The 16541-nt window shown below is 68.5% G+C and carries 14 protein-coding genes; 4 read left to right on the forward strand and 10 right to left on the reverse strand.

Going from position 1 to position 16541, the window contains the following annotated elements:
• Positions 1-76: 76 nt before the first annotated feature.
• Positions 77-1267 carry an acetylornithine transaminase gene (locus CAL11_RS00195; protein WP_068927574.1) on the forward strand — a complete coding sequence of 397 codons (1191 nt, stop codon included), beginning with the start codon at positions 77-79 and terminating at the stop codon, positions 1265-1267.
• 13 nt (positions 1268-1280) lie between these two features.
• Complete coding sequence (locus tag CAL11_RS00200) at positions 1281-1526, forward strand: DUF1653 domain-containing protein (RefSeq protein WP_033466963.1); 246 nt, start codon at positions 1281-1283, stop codon at positions 1524-1526.
• Positions 1527-1554: 28 nt separating this feature from the next.
• Here the strand turns inward: CAL11_RS00200 and CAL11_RS00205 are convergent, their stop codons facing one another.
• From CAL11_RS00205 to CAL11_RS00230, 6 genes are all read right to left on the reverse strand, one after another.
• Positions 1555-3576 (reverse strand): acetyl/propionyl/methylcrotonyl-CoA carboxylase subunit alpha, encoded by a 2022-nt coding sequence (locus CAL11_RS00205; protein ID WP_086091791.1) that lies wholly within the window; start codon positions 3574-3576, stop codon positions 1555-1557.
• Positions 3577-3622: 46 nt separating this feature from the next.
• On the reverse strand, positions 3623-5230 hold the full coding sequence (locus CAL11_RS00210) for a carboxyl transferase domain-containing protein (protein ID WP_086091792.1): 1608 nt from the start codon (positions 5228-5230) through the stop codon (positions 3623-3625).
• 136 nt (positions 5231-5366) lie between these two features.
• Entirely contained in the window at positions 5367-6548 is a 1182-nt protein-coding gene (locus CAL11_RS00215) for an acetyl-CoA C-acetyltransferase (protein ID WP_068927571.1), read from the reverse strand.
• Positions 6549-6582: 34 nt separating this feature from the next.
• Entirely contained in the window at positions 6583-8442 is a 1860-nt protein-coding gene (aceK, locus tag CAL11_RS00220) for a bifunctional isocitrate dehydrogenase kinase/phosphatase (RefSeq protein WP_086091793.1), read from the reverse strand.
• Positions 8443-8480: 38 nt separating this feature from the next.
• The gene (locus tag CAL11_RS00225; RefSeq protein WP_086091794.1) at positions 8481-9659 is read right to left on the reverse strand and encodes an isovaleryl-CoA dehydrogenase; all 1179 of its coding nucleotides are present in this window, start codon (positions 9657-9659) and stop codon (positions 8481-8483) included.
• 205 nt (positions 9660-9864) lie between these two features.
• Positions 9865-10239, reverse strand: coding sequence for a MerR family transcriptional regulator (locus CAL11_RS00230; protein ID WP_033466951.1), 375 nt, complete (start codon positions 10237-10239; stop codon positions 9865-9867).
• A gap of 74 nt (positions 10240-10313) precedes the next feature.
• Here CAL11_RS00230 and CAL11_RS00235 point away from each other — a divergent pair, with 74 nt between their 5' ends.
• Positions 10314-11372, forward strand: coding sequence for an MBL fold metallo-hydrolase (locus tag CAL11_RS00235; RefSeq protein WP_086091795.1), 1059 nt, complete (start codon positions 10314-10316; stop codon positions 11370-11372).
• Positions 11373-11376: 4 nt separating this feature from the next.
• On the opposite strand, the gene CAL11_RS00240 is transcribed toward CAL11_RS00235, so the two are convergent.
• Positions 11377-12006, reverse strand: a complete 630-nt coding sequence (locus tag CAL11_RS00240; protein ID WP_086091796.1) for a LysE family translocator — start codon at positions 12004-12006, stop codon at positions 11377-11379.
• Between the two features lie 174 nt (positions 12007-12180).
• Here CAL11_RS00240 and metC point away from each other — a divergent pair, with 174 nt between their 5' ends.
• On the forward strand, positions 12181-13374 hold the full coding sequence (gene metC, locus CAL11_RS00245; RefSeq protein ID WP_086091797.1) for a cystathionine beta-lyase: 1194 nt from the start codon (positions 12181-12183) through the stop codon (positions 13372-13374).
• A 78-nt stretch (positions 13375-13452) separates the two neighbouring features.
• Here metC and CAL11_RS00250 read toward each other — a convergent pair whose 3' ends face one another.
• From CAL11_RS00250 to argS, 3 genes are all read right to left on the reverse strand, one after another.
• Complete coding sequence (locus tag CAL11_RS00250) at positions 13453-14082, reverse strand: thiol:disulfide interchange protein DsbA/DsbL (protein ID WP_033466944.1); 630 nt, start codon at positions 14080-14082, stop codon at positions 13453-13455.
• 61 nt (positions 14083-14143) lie between these two features.
• Entirely contained in the window at positions 14144-14818 is a 675-nt protein-coding gene (locus tag CAL11_RS00255; protein WP_033466942.1) for an SPOR domain-containing protein, read from the reverse strand.
• A gap of 9 nt (positions 14819-14827) precedes the next feature.
• Positions 14828-16513, reverse strand: a complete 1686-nt coding sequence (gene argS, locus CAL11_RS00260) for an arginine--tRNA ligase (RefSeq protein WP_033466940.1) — start codon at positions 16511-16513, stop codon at positions 14828-14830.
• Positions 16514-16541 lie beyond the last annotated feature (28 nt).

The raw sequence follows: 16541 nt of genomic DNA on the forward strand, positions 1-16541 counted from the left end.
GCATTGTCCGGTCGGTGCTAAATTTCGGGTTTCGCCCTCCCTTCTTCCCTGTTTTTTCTTACCAGCAGGAACCGCCATGGAATTCAGCCAGTTCAAAGTCAATGCCCTCATGGAGATCACCTCCCGCCCGGACCTGGTGTTCGTGCGAGGCCAGGGTTCCTGGCTGGAGGACCATGCCGGCAAGCGATATCTCGATTTCGTGCAGGGCTGGGCCGTCAACACGCTGGGCCACTGCGCGCCCGAGATGAAGCGCGCGCTGGCCGAGCAGGCCGACCAGCTGATGAACCCGTCGCCGGCGTTCTACAACCTGCCGTCGATCGAGCTGGCGCAGCGCCTGACCTCGGCATCGTGTTTCGACCGCGTGTTCTTCGCCAACAGCGGCGCGGAGGCCAACGAAGGCGCCATCAAGCTGGCGCGCAAGTGGGGGCGCGTGAACCGCAACGGCGCCTACAAGATCATCACCATGAACCACGGCTTCCACGGCCGCACGCTGGCCACCATGTCGGCCTCGGGCAAGCCGGGCTGGGACACGATGTTCGCGCCGCAGGTGGAGGGCTTTCCCAAGGCCGAGATCAACGATCTGGACTCGGTGCGCGCCCTGATCGACGCGCAGACGGTGGCCGTGATGCTCGAACCCGTGCAGGGCGAGGCCGGCGTGATCCCGGCCACGCGCGAATTCATGCAGGGCCTGCGCAAGCTGGCCGACGAGCACGGCATCCTGTTCATCGTCGACGAAGTGCAGACCGGCATGGGCCGTACCGGCTCGCTGTTCGCGTACCAGCAGTTCGATGTGATCCCGGACATCATGACGCTGGCCAAGGGTATCGGCGGCGGCATCCCGCTGGCCGCCCTGCTGGCGCGCGAGGAAGTCTGCGTGTTCGCGCACGGCGACCAGGGCGGCACCTACAACGGCAACCCCTTGTGCGCGGCGGTCGGCGTGGCGGTGTTCGACACCATCACCGCGCCCGGTTTCATGGAGGCGGCGCAGGCGCGCGCGCGCCAGCTGTCCGAAGGCCTGCTGGCGCTGTCGGCCAAGTGGAGCCTGCGCGGCGAGCGCGGCATGGGCCTGCTGCGCGCCCTGGTGCTGGACCGCGACGACGCTCCGGCCATCGTCGAGGCCGCGCGCACGCTGGCGCCCGAGGGGCTGCTGCTGAACGCGCCGCGCGGCAACCTGCTGCGCTTCATGCCGGCGCTGAACGTGACCGAAGCCGACATGGCCCGCATGCTCGAGCAGCTCGACGGCGTGATCGCCGCCGTGCGCAAATAAGGACGGGGCCGGCATGGCGATGCAGGACTTCCGTCCCGGCGTCTACCGCCACTACAAGGGCGATCATTACCTGGCCCTGGGCCTGGCGCGCGCCGACGAAACCGACGAAGTGGTGGTGGTGTACACCCGGCTGTACGCGCGTGCCGGCCTGCCCATGAGCACGCGCTTGCTGCGCATCTGGAACGAGACCGTGGACACTGGCGCCGGCCCGCGGCCGCGCTTTGCCTACGTGGGCCACGTCACGCCGGAGCAAGGCTGAACAGACGCCGGGCCATGCCCGGCGTCATTCACTTCACTTCGATCAGGGCGGCGCCCTCGCCGACCTGGTCGCCCACGGCATAGAACAGTCCGGCGACTTCGCCGGCCGCCGGCGCCGTGATGGTGTGCTCCATTTTCATGGCTTCCATCACCAGCAGCGCCTGGCCCTTCTCGACCTTGTCGCCCACGGCGACCGCGATCGAGATGATCTTGCCGGGCATGGGCGCGGTCAGGCCGCCGCCATGGCCCTCGGCATCGTCCTGGGCATGCGCCAGGGCATCGTACAGGTCCAGGATGTGGGTGGCGCCGTCGTGGAACACATAGGCCTTGCCGGCGTGCAGCACCACGGTGCCGGCGCTTTCCCGGCCATCCAGCGTGATGCGCAGGCCGTAGCTGAGCTGGGGGTTGGCGCTGGGCTGGGCGCGCCAGGAGAAGGCCTGGCCGGCCGTGGCCGCGGCGCCGATGCGCCACTGCCCGCCCTCGCGCGTGATCCCGATGTCGCGCCGCTCGCCGTTGTCGACCCAGCACAGGGTCTGCCGGTAGCGCCCGCCCAGCCGCCAGCCGTCGCGCGCGTCCCACGGGTCGGCCGTCTTGCCGGCCTCGCCTTGCGGCTGGGCCAGGCCCTGGCGCGCCAGCACGGCGGCGCTGGCCAGGGCCAGCACGTCGGCGCCGACCGGCTGCGGTTCGGGCAGCAGCGTGGCGCGGCGGCGTTCGATCAGGCCGGTATCGAGGTCGCCCGTGGCGAAGGCCTCGTCGCGCATCAGGCGGCCCAGGAAGGCGGCGTTTGTCTGCACGCCGACCGCCTGGGTGTGCGCCAGCGCCTGGATCATGCGCGCGCGCGCCTGCTCGCGGTCGGCGCCATGGACGATCAGCTTGGCGATCATGGGGTCGTAATAGGGCGTGATGGTGTCGCCCATGCGCACGCCGCCGTCGACCCGCACCTCGCCGTTGGCGAACGCCGCGTGCGCGGGCAGGCCCAGGTAGGCCAGCGTGCCGATCGATGGCAGGAAGCCCTTTTCCGGGTTCTCGGCGTAGATGCGCGCCTCGATGGAATGGCCGTCCAGGCGCAGCTCGTCCTGGGCGGCCGGCAGCGGCTGGCCGGCGGCCACGCGCAATTGCCATTCGACCAGGTCATGGCCGGTGATCATTTCGGTGACCGGGTGCTCCACCTGCAGCCGGGTATTCATTTCCATGAAGTAGAAGCGGCCGTCGGGCTCGGCGATGAACTCGACGGTGCCGGCGCCTACGTAGCCCACCGCGCGCGCCGCCGCCACCGCCGCTTCGCCCATGGCGCGGCGGCGTTCCGGCGTCATGCCCGGCGCGGGCGCTTCCTCGATGACCTTCTGGTGGCGGCGCTGCACGGAACAGTCGCGTTCGAACAGGTAGACGCAATTGCCGTGGCCGTCGGCAAACACCTGGATCTCGATGTGCCGAGGCTTCTGCAGGTAGCGCTCGATGAGCACGCGGTCGTCGCCGAAGCTGGCGCTGGCTTCGCGTTGGCATGAGGCCAGCGCGTCGGCGAAGGCGGCACTTTCCTCGACCACGCGCATGCCCTTGCCGCCGCCGCCGGCGCTGGCCTTGATCAGCACCGGATAGCCGATGGCGTCGGCCTGCTCCCGGAGGAACTGCGGATCCTGGTTCTCGCCATGGTAGCCGGGCACCAGCGGCACGCCGGCGCGCTCCATCAGCGCCTTGGCGGCTGATTTGCTGCCCATGGCGGCGATCGCGCTGGCCGGCGGACCGACGAACACCATGCCGGCCTGCGCCACGGCTTCGGCAAAGCCTTCGTTTTCCGACAGGAAGCCGTAGCCGGGGTGGATGGCCTGCGCGCCGGTGTCGCGCGCGGCCTGCAGGATGGCATCGGCGCGCAGGTAGCTGGCGCGGGGCTCGGCGCCGCCGATATGCACGGCGACATCGCAGGCGGCCACATGGCGCGCGCTGGCGTCGGCATCGGAATAGACGGCGACGGTGCGAAGGCCCATGCGGCGGGCGGTGGCGGCGACGCGGCAGGCGATTTCGCCGCGGTTGGCAATCAGCAGGGTGGAGAACACGATGGCTCCTTGGTGGCGCGGCGCCGTGGCGTGGCGCCGCGGCGGATTACATGCGGAAAACGCCGAAGCGCGTGTCTTCGATCGGCGCATTCAGGGCGGCCGACAGCGCCAGGCCCAGCACGCGGCGCGTATCGGCCGGCGCGATGATGCCGTCGTCCCAAAGCCGCGCGGTGGCATAGTAGGGATGGCCCTCGCGCTCGTATTGCTCGCGGATCGGTTGCTTGAAGGCGTCTTCCTCGGCGCCGCTCCATTGCGCGCCGCGGGCCTCGATGCCGTCGCGCTTGACGGTGGCCAGCACGCTGGCGGCCTGTTCGCCGCCCATCACCGAGATGCGCGCGTTGGGCCACATGAACAGCATGCGCGGCGAATAGGCGCGCCCGCACATGCCGTAGTTGCCGGCGCCGAACGAGCCGCCGATGAGTATCGTGAACTTGGGCACGGCGGCGGTGGCCACGGCGGTCACCATCTTGGCGCCGTGGCGCGCGATGCCTTCGTTCTCGTACTTGCGGCCCACCATGAAGCCGGTGATGTTCTGCAGGAAGACCAGCGGAATCTTGCGCTGCGCGCACAGTTCTATGAAGTGGGCGCCCTTCTGCGCCGATTCCGAGAACAGGATGCCGTTGTTGGCGACGATGCCCACCGGCATGCCATGGATATGGGCAAAGCCGGTGACCAGGGTGGTGCCGTAGCGCGCCTTGAATTCGTCGAATTCCGAACCGTCGACGATGCGCGCGATGACTTCGCGCACGTCGTACGGCTTGCGGGTGTCGGCCGGGATGATGCCGTTCAGTTCGCTGGCGTCGTAGCGCGGTTCGCGCACCGGCGCCATCGCCAGCGGAGCCGGCTTGGCGCGGTTCAGGCGGGCCACGGCGTTGCGCGCCAGCTGCAGCGCGTGCATGTCGTTGGCTGCGAGGTGGTCGGCCACGCCGGACAGGCGCGTGTGCACGTCGCCGCCGCCGAGGTCTTCGGCGCTGACCTCCTCGCCCGTGGCCGCTTTCACCAGGGGCGGCCCGCCCAGGAAAATCGTGCCCTGGTCGCGCACGATGATGGATTCGTCGCACATGGCGGGCACGTACGCGCCGCCGGCGGTGCATGATCCCATCACCACCGCGATCTGCGCGATGCCTTGCGACGACATCACTGCCTGGTTGTAGAAGATGCGGCCGAAGTGATCGCGGTCGGGGAACACTTCGTCCTGGCGCGGCAGGTTGGCGCCGCCCGAATCGACCAGGTAGACGCACGGCAGCCGGTTCTGCGCGGCGATTTCCTGCGCGCGCAGGTGTTTCTTGACCGTCATCGGGTAGTACGTGCCGCCCTTGACGGTGGCGTCGTTGCACACGATGACGCATTCGGTGCCGGCGATGCGGCCGACGCCCGTGATCATGCCGGCGCCCGGCGCTTCGTCGCCGTACATGCCGTGCGCGGCCATGGGCGAGAGCTCCAGGAAGGGGCTGCCCGGGTCGACCAGTTGCTCGACGCGTTCGCGCGGCAGCAACTTGCCGCGCCCCACGTGCTTGGCGCGCGCGCTTTCGCTGCCGCCTTGCGCCGTCCGGGCCAGCTTCTGGTTCAGGTCGTCGAGCTGCGCCTGCATGGCGCGCGCATTGTCGGCGTAGTCCTGCGACCGCGTATCGATGCGGGATTCGATGATAGGCATGGGCGTACCCGTGGGGCGTTGATGGAGGCGGCGCGCGCGGCGCGGTCTGTCTCGGTGCCGCGATGCGGCGGATTGTTGTGGTGGGCGAGGCCGCGGCCCCGCCGGCCTGCCGGCGCACCGGCAGGCCCGGGGCGGTTTACAGCATTTCGATGGCCATCGCGACGGCTTCGCCGCCGCCGATGCACAGCGTGGCCACGCCGCGCTTGCCGCCGGTCTTGCGCAGCGCGCCGACCAGCGTGGCCATCAGGCGCGCGCCCGATGCGCCGATGGGGTGGCCCAGCGCGGTCGCGCCGCCGTGCACGTTGACCTTGTCGTGCGGCAGGTCGAAGTCCTTCATGGCCGCCATGGTGACCACGGCGAAGGCTTCGTTGATCTCGTACAGATCCACGTCGCTGGCTTGCCAGCCGGTTTTCTTGAACAGGTTCTTCAGCGCGCCGACCGGGGCGGTGGTGAACCAGTTCGGCTCCTGCGCATGCTGGGCATGGGCGACGATGCGGGCCAGCGGCTTGACGCCCAGCTTCTCGGCGGTGGAGGCGCGCATCAGCACCATGGCCGCGGCGCCGTCGGAGATCGACGACGAGTTGGCGGCGGTGACGGTGCCGTCTTTCTTGAAGGCCGGCTTGAGCGTCGGGATCTTCTCGGGCATGGCCTTGGTGGGCGCCTCGTCGGTATCGATCACCGTGTCGCCCTTGCGGCCGGCCACGGTCACCGGGGCGATTTCCCACTTGAAGCTGCCATCCTCGCTGGCGGCGCGCGCGCGGCGCAGCGATTCGAGCGAGAAGGCGTCCTGCTGCTCGCGCGTGAAGCTGTACTTGCTGGCGCAGTCCTCGGCGAATACGCCCATCGCCTTGCCGCGGTCATAGGCGTCTTCCAGCCCGTCCAGGGCCATGTGGTCATACACCGTGTTGTGGCCGTAGCGGTAGCCCTGGCGGCCCTTGAGCAGCAGGTAGGGCGCGTTGCTCATGCTTTCCTGGCCGCCGGCGACCACGACGTCGACCGAGCCGGCGGTCAGCAGGTCGTGGCCGAACATCGCGGCCTTCAGGCCAGAGCCGCACACCTTGTGGATCGTGGTGCAGCCCACGCCCAGCGGCAGGCCGGCGCCGAGTGCGGCCTGGCGGGCGGGCGCCTGGCCCTGGCCGGCCTGCAGCACGTTGCCCATGATGACTTCATCGACCTGTTCGGGCTTGATGCCGGCGCGCTCGATGGCGGCCTTGATGGCGACCGAGCCCAGTTCGTGGGCGGCCAGGCCGGACAGGCTGCCCAGCATGCCGCCCATGGGCGTGCGGGCGACGGAAACGATGACAATGGGATCGGACATGACTTGCTCCTAGAAATCGGGACAGGATATGGCGCTATGCGGCCGCGCGCGGAGGTGGCGCGGCCTGGGGTTGCAACCGCCTGTCGGTATCGTAAGGGAAAAACTCTTCAATCCGGCCTTGCGCCACGCGCGCGCGGCAGGCCTGCCACCACTGCGGCGCCAGCAGGTCGGCGTGATGGCGCAGGAAGGCCTGGCGCACGCGTGGATCGCCCAGCAGGAAGCGGCCGAACTCCTCGGGAAAGACATCGTTGGGGCCCACCGCGTACCAAGGTTCGCTGGAAAGCTCGGCCTCTTCGTTGGGCGCCGGCGGAATGGCGCGGAAATTCATTTCCGTCATGCGCTGGATTTCGTCGTAGTCGTAGAACACGACCCGGCCCAGGCGGGTGACGCCGAAGTTCTTGTACAGCATGTCGCCCGGGAAGATATTCGCCGTGGCGAGCTGGCGGATGGCGTCGCCGTACTCGCGCACGGCGACTTCCAGCAGCGGGTCGCTGGCGTGGCGCAGGTAGAGGTTAAGCGGCATCATGCGCCGCTCGATGTAGACATGGCGGATTACCACCGTATCGCCGTTTTCCTCGATCAGGCTGGGCACCAGCCGGCGCAGCTCGTCCAGCAGCCGGGGGGCGAAGCGGCTGCGCGGCAGCGCCACCTGCGAGTACTCCCAGGTGTCCGCCATGCGTCCGACGCGATCGTGCAGCTTGACCATCTGGTACTTGCGCCGCACCGTGGTGTGGTCCATGCCGTCCTTGTCGATGCGGTCCTTGATCAGCTTGAAGACGTACGGATACGACGGCAGCGTGAACACGCACATCACCATGCCGCGGATGCCGGGCGCGATGTCGAAGGCGTCGCGCGAATGCGTCAGGTGGTGCAGGAAGTCGCGGTAGAACAGGGTCTTGCCCTGCTTCTGCAGGCCGATCATGGTGTAGAGCTCGGCCTTGGGCTTGCGCGGCAGCAGGCTGGCCAGGAAGTTGACCACTGCCGCCGGCGTTTCCATGTCCACCAGGAAATACGCCCGGGTGAAGCTGAACAGCGTGCTGAGGTCGTCGGCGCCCGGCAGCAGCGCATCCAGGCACACCTGCCCGGCCGGATTGCGGCGCAGGGCGACGGCGAACGGGTAGACCGTGCCCTGGTTGATGAGGCGGCCGACGATGTACGCGCCGGTATTGCGGAAGAACAGCGAACCCAGCACCTGGATCTGGCAGTCCGAGGCCAGCCGCGGGCCGGCGTGGCGCGGCAGCTGGCCGCGCAACTGGCGCACCGCCGCGCGCGCCAGCAGGCGCGCGTCGCGCGGCAGGTCGGCGTACGGCACGGCCAGGCCGAAGTCGGCCACCATGCGGATCAGGCTCTTGTGCAGGCCCTCGGTCACCGGATAGTAGACCCGGTACGACGGGATGCGGCTGTCCAGGTAGTCGGTCGCGATGGCCGGCCGCACGAACAGGAAATCGTTGTGGAAGTAGTCGCGGTGCAGGATGCGGCACGACACCGAATTGAAGAACGTCTCGGCGCATTCGGGCTGGCGATGGTCGGCCAGCAGGCCCACGAATTCCTGCTTGACGGCTTGCCAGAACGCCGTCTGCGCGTCGCTCAGCGCCGTGCTGCCGTTGGCGCGCGAGCCATGGGCCGCGCGCGCGTCGGAGCCGCGCAGCGCGCTGTCCAGTTGCGTGGCGCATTCGCGCACGCGCATGTCGTAGTACTCGATGCGTTCGCGCGACAGGCGTTGTATGCCATGCCAGTCGCCCGACTCGAACAGCGACTTGGCGCGCTGCGCGCTGTAGCGAAACAGCGCATAGTGGCGGTCGAAGCCTGCCAGGATCAGGTGCGCGACCTCCAGCGGCGCGGGTCCCGCGACCGGCGCCGGTTCGATGCGTTGGACATCGCCGCTGTAGATCATGGCTGGCTCGTGCTATCGCTTGCGGGCATGGCGGCAGGTCATGCGGTTTCCGCGTAGAGTTCCCGGCCGATCAGCATGCGGCGGATCTCGCTGGTGCCGGCGCCGATCTCGTACAGCTTGGCGTCGCGCCACATGCGTCCGACCGGATATTCGTTGATGTAGCCGTTGCCGCCCAGGATCTGCACGCCCTCGCCGGCCATCCAGGTGGCTTTCTCGGCGGTGTACAGGATCAGGGCCGCGCAGTCCTTGCGTACCTGGCGCACGTGGCTGGCGCCGAGCTGGTCGAGGTTGCGGCCTACCGCGTAGCAGAAGGCCCGGCTGGCCTGCAGCACGCTGTACATGTCGGCGATCTTGCCCTGGATGAGCTGGAACTCGCCGATGGCCTGGCCGAACTGCTTGCGGTCGTGGATATAGGGCACCACCACGTCCATCACGCCCTGCATGATGCCCAGCGGCCCGCCAGACAGCACGGCGCGTTCGTAGTCCAGGCCGCTCATCAGCACCCGGACGCCGCCGTTGACCTGGCCCAGTACGTTTTCTTCCGGCACCTCGCAGTCTTCGAATACCAGCTCGCCCGTGTGGCTGCCGCGCATGCCCAGCTTGTCCAGCTTCTGCGCCACGGAGAAGCCCTTGAAGCCCTTTTCGACCAGGAAGGCCGTAATGCCGCGCTGGTGCGCCTCGGGGTCGGTCTTGGCATAGACCACCAGCGTATCGGCGTCGGGGCCGTTGGTGATCCACATCTTGGTGCCGTTGAGCACATAGCGGTCGCCCTTCTTGTCGGCGCGCAGGCGCATGCTGACCACATCGGACCCCGCGCCGGGCTCGCTCATGGCCAGCGCGCCCACGTGTTCGCCGCTGACCAGCTTGGGCAGGTAGCGGGCCTTCTGGGCCTCGCTGCCGTTGCGGAAGATCTGGTTGACGCACAGGTTGGAGTGCGCGCCATAGGACAGCGCCACCGAGGCGCTGGCGCGCGAGATTTCCTCCATGACCACCATGTGGGCCAGGTAGCCCAGCCCGGTTCCGCCGTATTCGTCGCTGACCGTCATGCCCAGCACGCCCAGGTCGCCGAACTTGCGCCACAGGTCCATGGGGAACTGATCGTTGCGGTCGATCTCGGCCGCGCGGGGCGCGATCTCGGCGTTGGCGAAAGTGCGCACCGCGTCGCGCAGCATATCCAGGTCTTCGCCCAGATTGAAATTAAGACCGGGAATATCCATCGGTGTCTCCGTGATAGTGAGCACTTACGCCATTAGCGGGGCCGGATGCACCCCGGATCGGAATGGCAGCCAACCACATCATGCGCCGCCGCGTGGGCTCGGGCAATGATGCAGCGCAAATATTACGTTTACGTAAACGTAAAGTTGAGTCGGGTTTTCCCTAGCAATTTCTGCGCGCGCACCGCCATGGCCAGGGCCGTGGGGCCTACTGTTTTTGCGCCAGCAGGCGCTGGCACTGCAATTCCTGCTGGGCGATTTCGGCCAGGGTATCCTCGATGTCGCGCTGCTGCTGTTCCAGGGTGGCGCGGTGCTGGGCGAGTATGGACAGGTACTGGCGCAGTTGCGGAGTGGTGTCGCCGGGACCATCGTACATGTCGATCAGGCTGCGGATTTCCGACAGCAACAGGCCCAGCCGCTTGCCGCGCAGGGCCAGCTTCAGGCGCGCGCGGTCGCGCGTGCTGTAGACGCGGTTGCGGCCATCGCGCAAAGGGCTGACGATGCCCTGATCCTCGTAGAAACGAATCGTGCGCGGCGTGATGTCGAACTCGCGCGCGAGTTCGGAGATGGTCCAGGTAGACATGGGCGTTTGGCAGTTTACGTAAACGTAAATTATGATGAGTTGAAGCAGGCGTCAAGCCAATACAGGGAGAGGCAATGAATCCGAACGAGCAAAAACTGCAGTATCCGTGGGACCAGACACAACCCGAGCCCGGCGTGGCCCTCGTGGTGGCCGAAGGGGTGAAGTGGATACGGATGCCGCTGCCGTTCGCCCTGGACCACATCAACCTATGGCTGCTGCGCGACGAGATCGACGGCCGCCAGGGCTGGACCATCGTCGATTGCGGCATCGCGCGCGACGAAGTGAAGACGATCTGGGAGCAGGTGTTCGAGAACGAACTGGAAGGCCTGCCGGTGCTGCGCGTACTGGTGACCCACATGCACCCCGACCACATCGGGCTGGCGCACTGGCTGTGCGAACGCTGGAACGCGCCGCTGTGGATCAGCATGACCGATTTCATGGTGGCCAGCCTGTGGTCGCGGCGCACCGATGGCGGCGCTTCGGGCGGCCAGGCCGCGGTCGAGCACTTTGCCCGCCACGGGCTGACCGACGCGGACGCGCAGGAGAAAATCCGCCAGCGTGCCGGCTATTACCCCAACCTGGTGCCTGCCGTGCCGCCGCGCTACACGCGCCTGCTGCACGGCGACGAGGTCGCCATCGGCGGACGCCCCTGGCGCGTCATCGTGGGCTACGGGCATGCGCCCGAGCATGTGTCGCTGTTCAGCCCCACGCACAAGGTGCTGATCTCGGGCGACATGGTGCTGCCGCGCATCTCGACCAACGTCAGCGTGTTCGACCACGAGCCGGATGCCAATCCGCTGCCGCTGTACCTGCGTTCGCTCGATCGCTACGACGACCTGCCGGCCGATACCGTGGTGCTGCCTTCGCACGGCCGTCCGTTCATCGGGCTGCACGAACGCATCGCCCAGCAGCACGCGCACCACGACGAGCGTCTGGCCGAAGTCCTGCAGGCCTGTGCGACGCCGCAGTCGACCTCCGATATCGTTCCGGTGCTGTTCAAGCGCAAACTGGACCTGCACCAGCTGACCTTCGCCATGGGCGAGGCGCTGGCGCATCTGCACGCCTTGTATTTCGAAGGCAAGCTCAAGCGCCGGACCGATGCCGACGGCATCGTGCGTTTCCAGGCGGCATAGCGGGCTAGCGGCTGGCGGTTGCCAGCCGCAGCGCCAGGCCGATGAACACCAGCCCGGCCAGGCGATTGAGCCAGCGCTGGGCGCGGGCCGAGCGCCGCAGCAGCCGGCCGAAGCCGCCCGAGAACACCGCGATCGCGCCGAACACCAGCAGCGTGGCCAGCATGAAGACCGCGCCCAGCTCGACGATCTGCCAGCCCATGGGCCCGGCCTCGGGCCGCGTGAACTGCGGCAGGAACGCGAAGAAGAACAGCAGCACCTTGGGATTGGTGAGGTTCATGATGATGCCGCGCCGGTACAGCGCGCCGCGCGCCAGCGGTTCGGGCCGCTGTCCGCCGCCGCCGCCGCCAACGGGCGCGCGCAGGACCTGCCAGGCCAGGTAGGCCAGGTAGGCGGCCCCCGCCAGCTTCAGCGCCATGAAGGCCGCCGGCGAGGCGGCGAATACGGCGGCCAGCCCGACCGCCACCGCGGCGGTGTGGCCCAGCAGGCCGGTGCATAGTCCCAGCACGACGAACAGCCCCGCGGCCCGGCCCCAGATGGCCGATTGCATCAGCACGAACAGGTTGTCCGGGCCAGGCGTCAGCGCCAGCAGGACGGCGATACCGAAAAATGCGGTCAAGGTGTCGAAAGGCAGCATGGCGGCGGCTCGTGGGGCAAGCGCCCGCCAGTGGCGGGCCGTCACTGGCATCATACGGGCAAACCCCCCGCCGCATGAGCTGATTGCCCGCGGTAATGACGGGGTGCGGTACGCTTCGCATTCAAAGGCCGGCCGCCGCCGCCCTCATCCCGCCCGATACTTGCCTACCCGAACATGACCGACGAATCCCGCCACATCGACACCCTGCTCCAGCACCTGGGCACCGCGCCCTTCGACCCCGATACGGGCGCCGCCCCGGTCAACCTGCCGTCGATGCGCGCCAGCACGGTGCGATTTCGCGACCTGAGCGCGCTGGAGCAGGCCCAGCGCCGCAAGGCCGGCGGTGACCGGGCCGTGACCTACGGCCGGATGGGCATGGATACGCATGCGGCGCTGGAGCACGTGTTCAAGGAACTGGAAGCCGGCACGCACTGCTACCTGGCGTCCTCGGGCATGGGCGCCGTCACGATGGCTTTCCTGTCGCTGCTGTCGGCCGGCGAACACGCGCTGGTGGCCGATTGCGTCTACGGTCCGGTCTACGAGCTGGACCACGCCGTGCTCAAGCGCATGGGTATCGAGCTGACCTTCTTCGCGCCCGGCGACGACCTGCAGGCGCTGGTGCGGCCCAACACCCGCCTGCTGTATGTCGAGTCGCCGGGGTCGCTGCTGTTCCAGATGCTGGACCTGCCCGCGCTGGCCGAGTTCGCGCGCCGCAACCAGTTGGTGCTGGCCACCGACAACACCTGGGGCTCGGGCTACATCTATCGCCCGCTGGAGCTGGGCGCGCACGTCTCGGTGATCGCCGGCACCAAGTACGTGGGCGGCCACTCCGACCTGATGCTGGGCGCGGTGGTGACCAATGACGAGGCCGTGGCGCAGCGCCTGAACCGCACGCAGTACGCCATGGGCTATTCGGTCAGCGCCGACGACGCCTGGCTGGCGTTGCGCGGCGTGCGTACCCTGCCGATACGCATGGCCCAGCACGCGCGCCACGCCCAGCGCGTGTGCGAGTTCCTGCAGGGCCGCCCCGAGGTCGCGCGCATCTACCACCCTGCCTGGCCCCAGGATCCCGGCCATGCGCTGTGGCTGCGCGATTGCTCCGGCTCCAACGGCATGCTGGCGGTCGAGCTGCGCCTGTCGCAGCCCGCGGCGCGCGCGTTCGTCGAGTCGCTGGAGCTGTTCGGCATCGGCTTCTCGTGGGGCGGCTTCGAAAGCCTGGTGCAACTGGTCACGCCCGGGGAGCTGGCCCGCCACCGCTATTGGCAGGGCGGCGGCAACGCGCTGGTGCGGCTGCATATCGGGCTGGAGTCGCCCGAGGATGTGATTGCCGACCTGGCCCAGGCGCTGGCGCACGCCGCCTCGGCCTGAATACGCCGGTCCCATGAGCGACAAAGCCTCCGCATGGGCGGAGGCTTCGTGGCGGCGGGGGCGGCCGCGGCCGCCCGATCACTTGCGCGACTGGACGATGAGCTGGTCCACCACCTTCAGGGCGCCGGCGTAGTCGTTGCCGGCCAGCACGGGCGAAGTCATGAAGCGGCCGCCCACGGCAAACGCCGGGGTGCCGTCGATATGGGCGGCCTCGGCCAGCTGGGAGGCGCGCTGCACCTGCGTCTGCACGCTGAACGAATCGAACACCGAATCGAACTTGGCGCGGTCCACGCCCTGGCCGGCGGCCCATTCGCCCATGGCTTTCTTGTCGAACAGGCGCTTGCGCTCGGTGTGGATGGCGGTAAAGACCTTGGCGTGCAGGTCGGGCCGTTCGAGCGCCTGCAGCGTGTAGTAGAGCTGCTGCAGCGGCTTCATGCCGGCGTTGAAGGCGATGGGCACCTGCTTGAGCACCACGTCCTGGGGGGCGGTCTTGGCCCAGTTCTCGACCATGGGTTCCATGGCGGCGCAGTGCGGGCAGGTGTAGGCGAAGAACTCCAGGACTTCGATCTTGCCCGGGCTGTCGGAGGGCATCGGCGGGTTGATGTTCACGTACTGCTGCGCGCCCTGGGCCTGGGCGGCGGGCGCGAACAGGGTCGTCGCGGCCAGGGCGGCGGCGGCCAGGAGACGGGTAAACGTGGTCGACTGCATCTCGAATTCCTGAGTTAAAGCGTTACAGACTGCGGACGTAGCGGGGAAGTTCCATGGCGACTCATTGTCGCACCACCGTGGACTTGATGTCGTTCTCGCCCAGCCTGCTGCGGGCGCGATTCATGTCGTCGAGGCGTCCGAACGGGCCGACGCGCACCCGGTTGACCTGTACGCCGTTGACCTCGGCCCGTTGCATGACTACCGGCAATCCCAGCAGGATGATGCGCGCTCGCAAGGCTTCGGCGTCTTCGAGCACCCGGTACGCGCCAGCCTGCAGGAAATAGGTGCCGGATGCTGGCGCGGCGGGCGCCGCGCTGGCCGCGGGGGCCGCCGGCTTGGCGGGCTTGGCCGTCGGGGCCGCCGGGGCGGGAGCGCGATCCAGGTTGGGCAGGGTGGCGATCAGCGCGCCCAGGTCGTCCGGCTGCCGGGACGGCGCGCCGGGCGTCACGCCCGGCAGCGGCGAAGGCGCGGTGGCGGTCGGTCCGGTGGGCGGCGTGCCGGCCGCTCCGTCGCGTCCGTACAGCCCCTGGTTGGGATCGGGCGCGTTGCGCGGATCGGGCAGCTTGCCCTGGTCGGGCTGGCGGGTGGCCCGGTCGACGAACGGCATGGGCGCCTTGGTCACGTAGAACGCGACGGCAGCCGCGACGATCAGGCCGATCAGCAGGCCGGCCAGCACGCCGTACATGGTGCTGCCGCGTTCCTTGGATCGTCGGGTCGATTTGCGCTTGGTGGCCATGTGCGGGGGTTACATCCGGTCCGGGGCCGAGACGCCCAGCAGGGCCAGCCCGTTGGCCAGCACCTGGCGCGTGGTCGCGGCCAGCCGCAGGCGCGCCAGCTTGAGGGCCTCGTCGTCGACCAGCACCCGCTCGGCGTTGTACCAGGCGTGGAAGTCGGCGGCGCAATCGCGCAGCCAGAACGCCACGTGGTGCGGCGCCAGCTCGTGCGCGGCCAGTGCCACTACCTGGGGAAACTCGGCCAGGCGCTGCAGCAGCGCGTATTCGGACGGCGCGGTCAGCAAGGCCGCGTCGGCCTGCGCGATCTGCTCGGCGCTCGCGCCCGAATTGCCGATCATGGTGCAGATGCGGGCGTGCGCGTACTGGATGTAGTAGACCGGATTCTCGTCGCTCTTGGACAGGGCCAGGTCGATATCGAACACGAACTCGGTATCGGCGCGGCGCTGGATCAGGAAATAGCGCACCGCGTCGCGGCCGACCCAGTCGATCAGGTCGCGCATGGTGACGTAGCTGCCGGCGCGCTTGGAAATCTTGACCTCCTCGCCGCCGCGCATCACCTTGACCATCTTGTGCAGCACGTAGGCAGGGAAATCCTTCGGGATGCCGGCTTCCAGTCCCTGCAGGCCGGCGCGCACGCGCGCCACGGTGCCGTGGTGGTCGCTGCCCTGGATATTGACCGCGTGGTGAAAGCCGCGCTCCCACTTGGCCTTGTGATAGGCCACGTCGGGCACGAAGTAGGTATAGCCGCCCTCGCTCTTGCGCATCACGCGGTCTTTGTCGTCGCCGGTGCCCAGCTCGGTGGTGCGCAGCCACAACGCGCCGCCTTCCTCGTAGGTGTGGCCCTTGGCGACCAGCGTGTCGACCGTTTCCTGGACGCGGCCCGAGGCGTACAGGCTGCTTTCCAGGAAGTAGTTGTCGAAGGCCAGGCCGAAAGCCTGCAGGTCCAGGTCCTGCTCGCGGCGCAGGTAGGCGACCGCGAAGGCGCGGATATCGTCCAGGCTGTCGACGTCGCCGGTGGCCGTGACCGGCTGGCCGTCGGAGGCTTGCACCGACTTGCGCGCAGCGAAATCGCGCGCGATATCGACGATGTAATCGCCCTTGTAGCCGTCGGCGGGGTAGTCGGGCGCGTCCGGCGCGATGCCGCGGCCGCGCGCCTGCACGCTGATGGCCAGGTTGTCGATCTGGTTGCCGGCGTCGTTGTAGTAGAACTCGCGGGTGACGTCCCAGCCGCTGGCGTCATACAGGCGGCAGATGGCATCGCCCAGCGCTGCCTGGCGGGCGTGCCCGACGTGCAGCGGGCCGGTCGGGTTGGCCGAGACGAACTCGACCAGCACTTTCTCGCCATTGCGCGGCGCGCGGCCGTAGGCGTCGGCCTGGCTGGCCACCGCCTGCACCACCGCCTGCCGGGCGGCCGGGGTGATGCGGAAATTGATGAAGCCCGGGCCGGCGATCTCGGCGTCCTGGATCAGTTCGCGCGCCTGCGGCTGCGCCATCAGCGCATCGACGATGCCCTGGGCCAGTTCGCGCGGGTTGCGGCGCGCCGGCTTGGCCAGCTGCATGGCCACGTTGGTGGCGATATCGCCGTGCGCCGCGACTTTGGGGCGCTCGAGCTGGACTTGGGCTTGCGCCTCGGGCAGGCATTGCGCGACGGCGGCCTGGATCAGGGAAATCAGTTGTTTTTGTTGCTCGAGGAGCATGGGCAATCGGCAGAATGGTAAGTGGCGG

The sequence above is a fragment of the Bordetella genomosp. 6 genome, assembly GCF_002119705.1.
In the GTDB taxonomy this organism is placed as follows: domain Bacteria; phylum Pseudomonadota; class Gammaproteobacteria; order Burkholderiales; family Burkholderiaceae_B; genus Bordetella; species Bordetella bronchiseptica_F.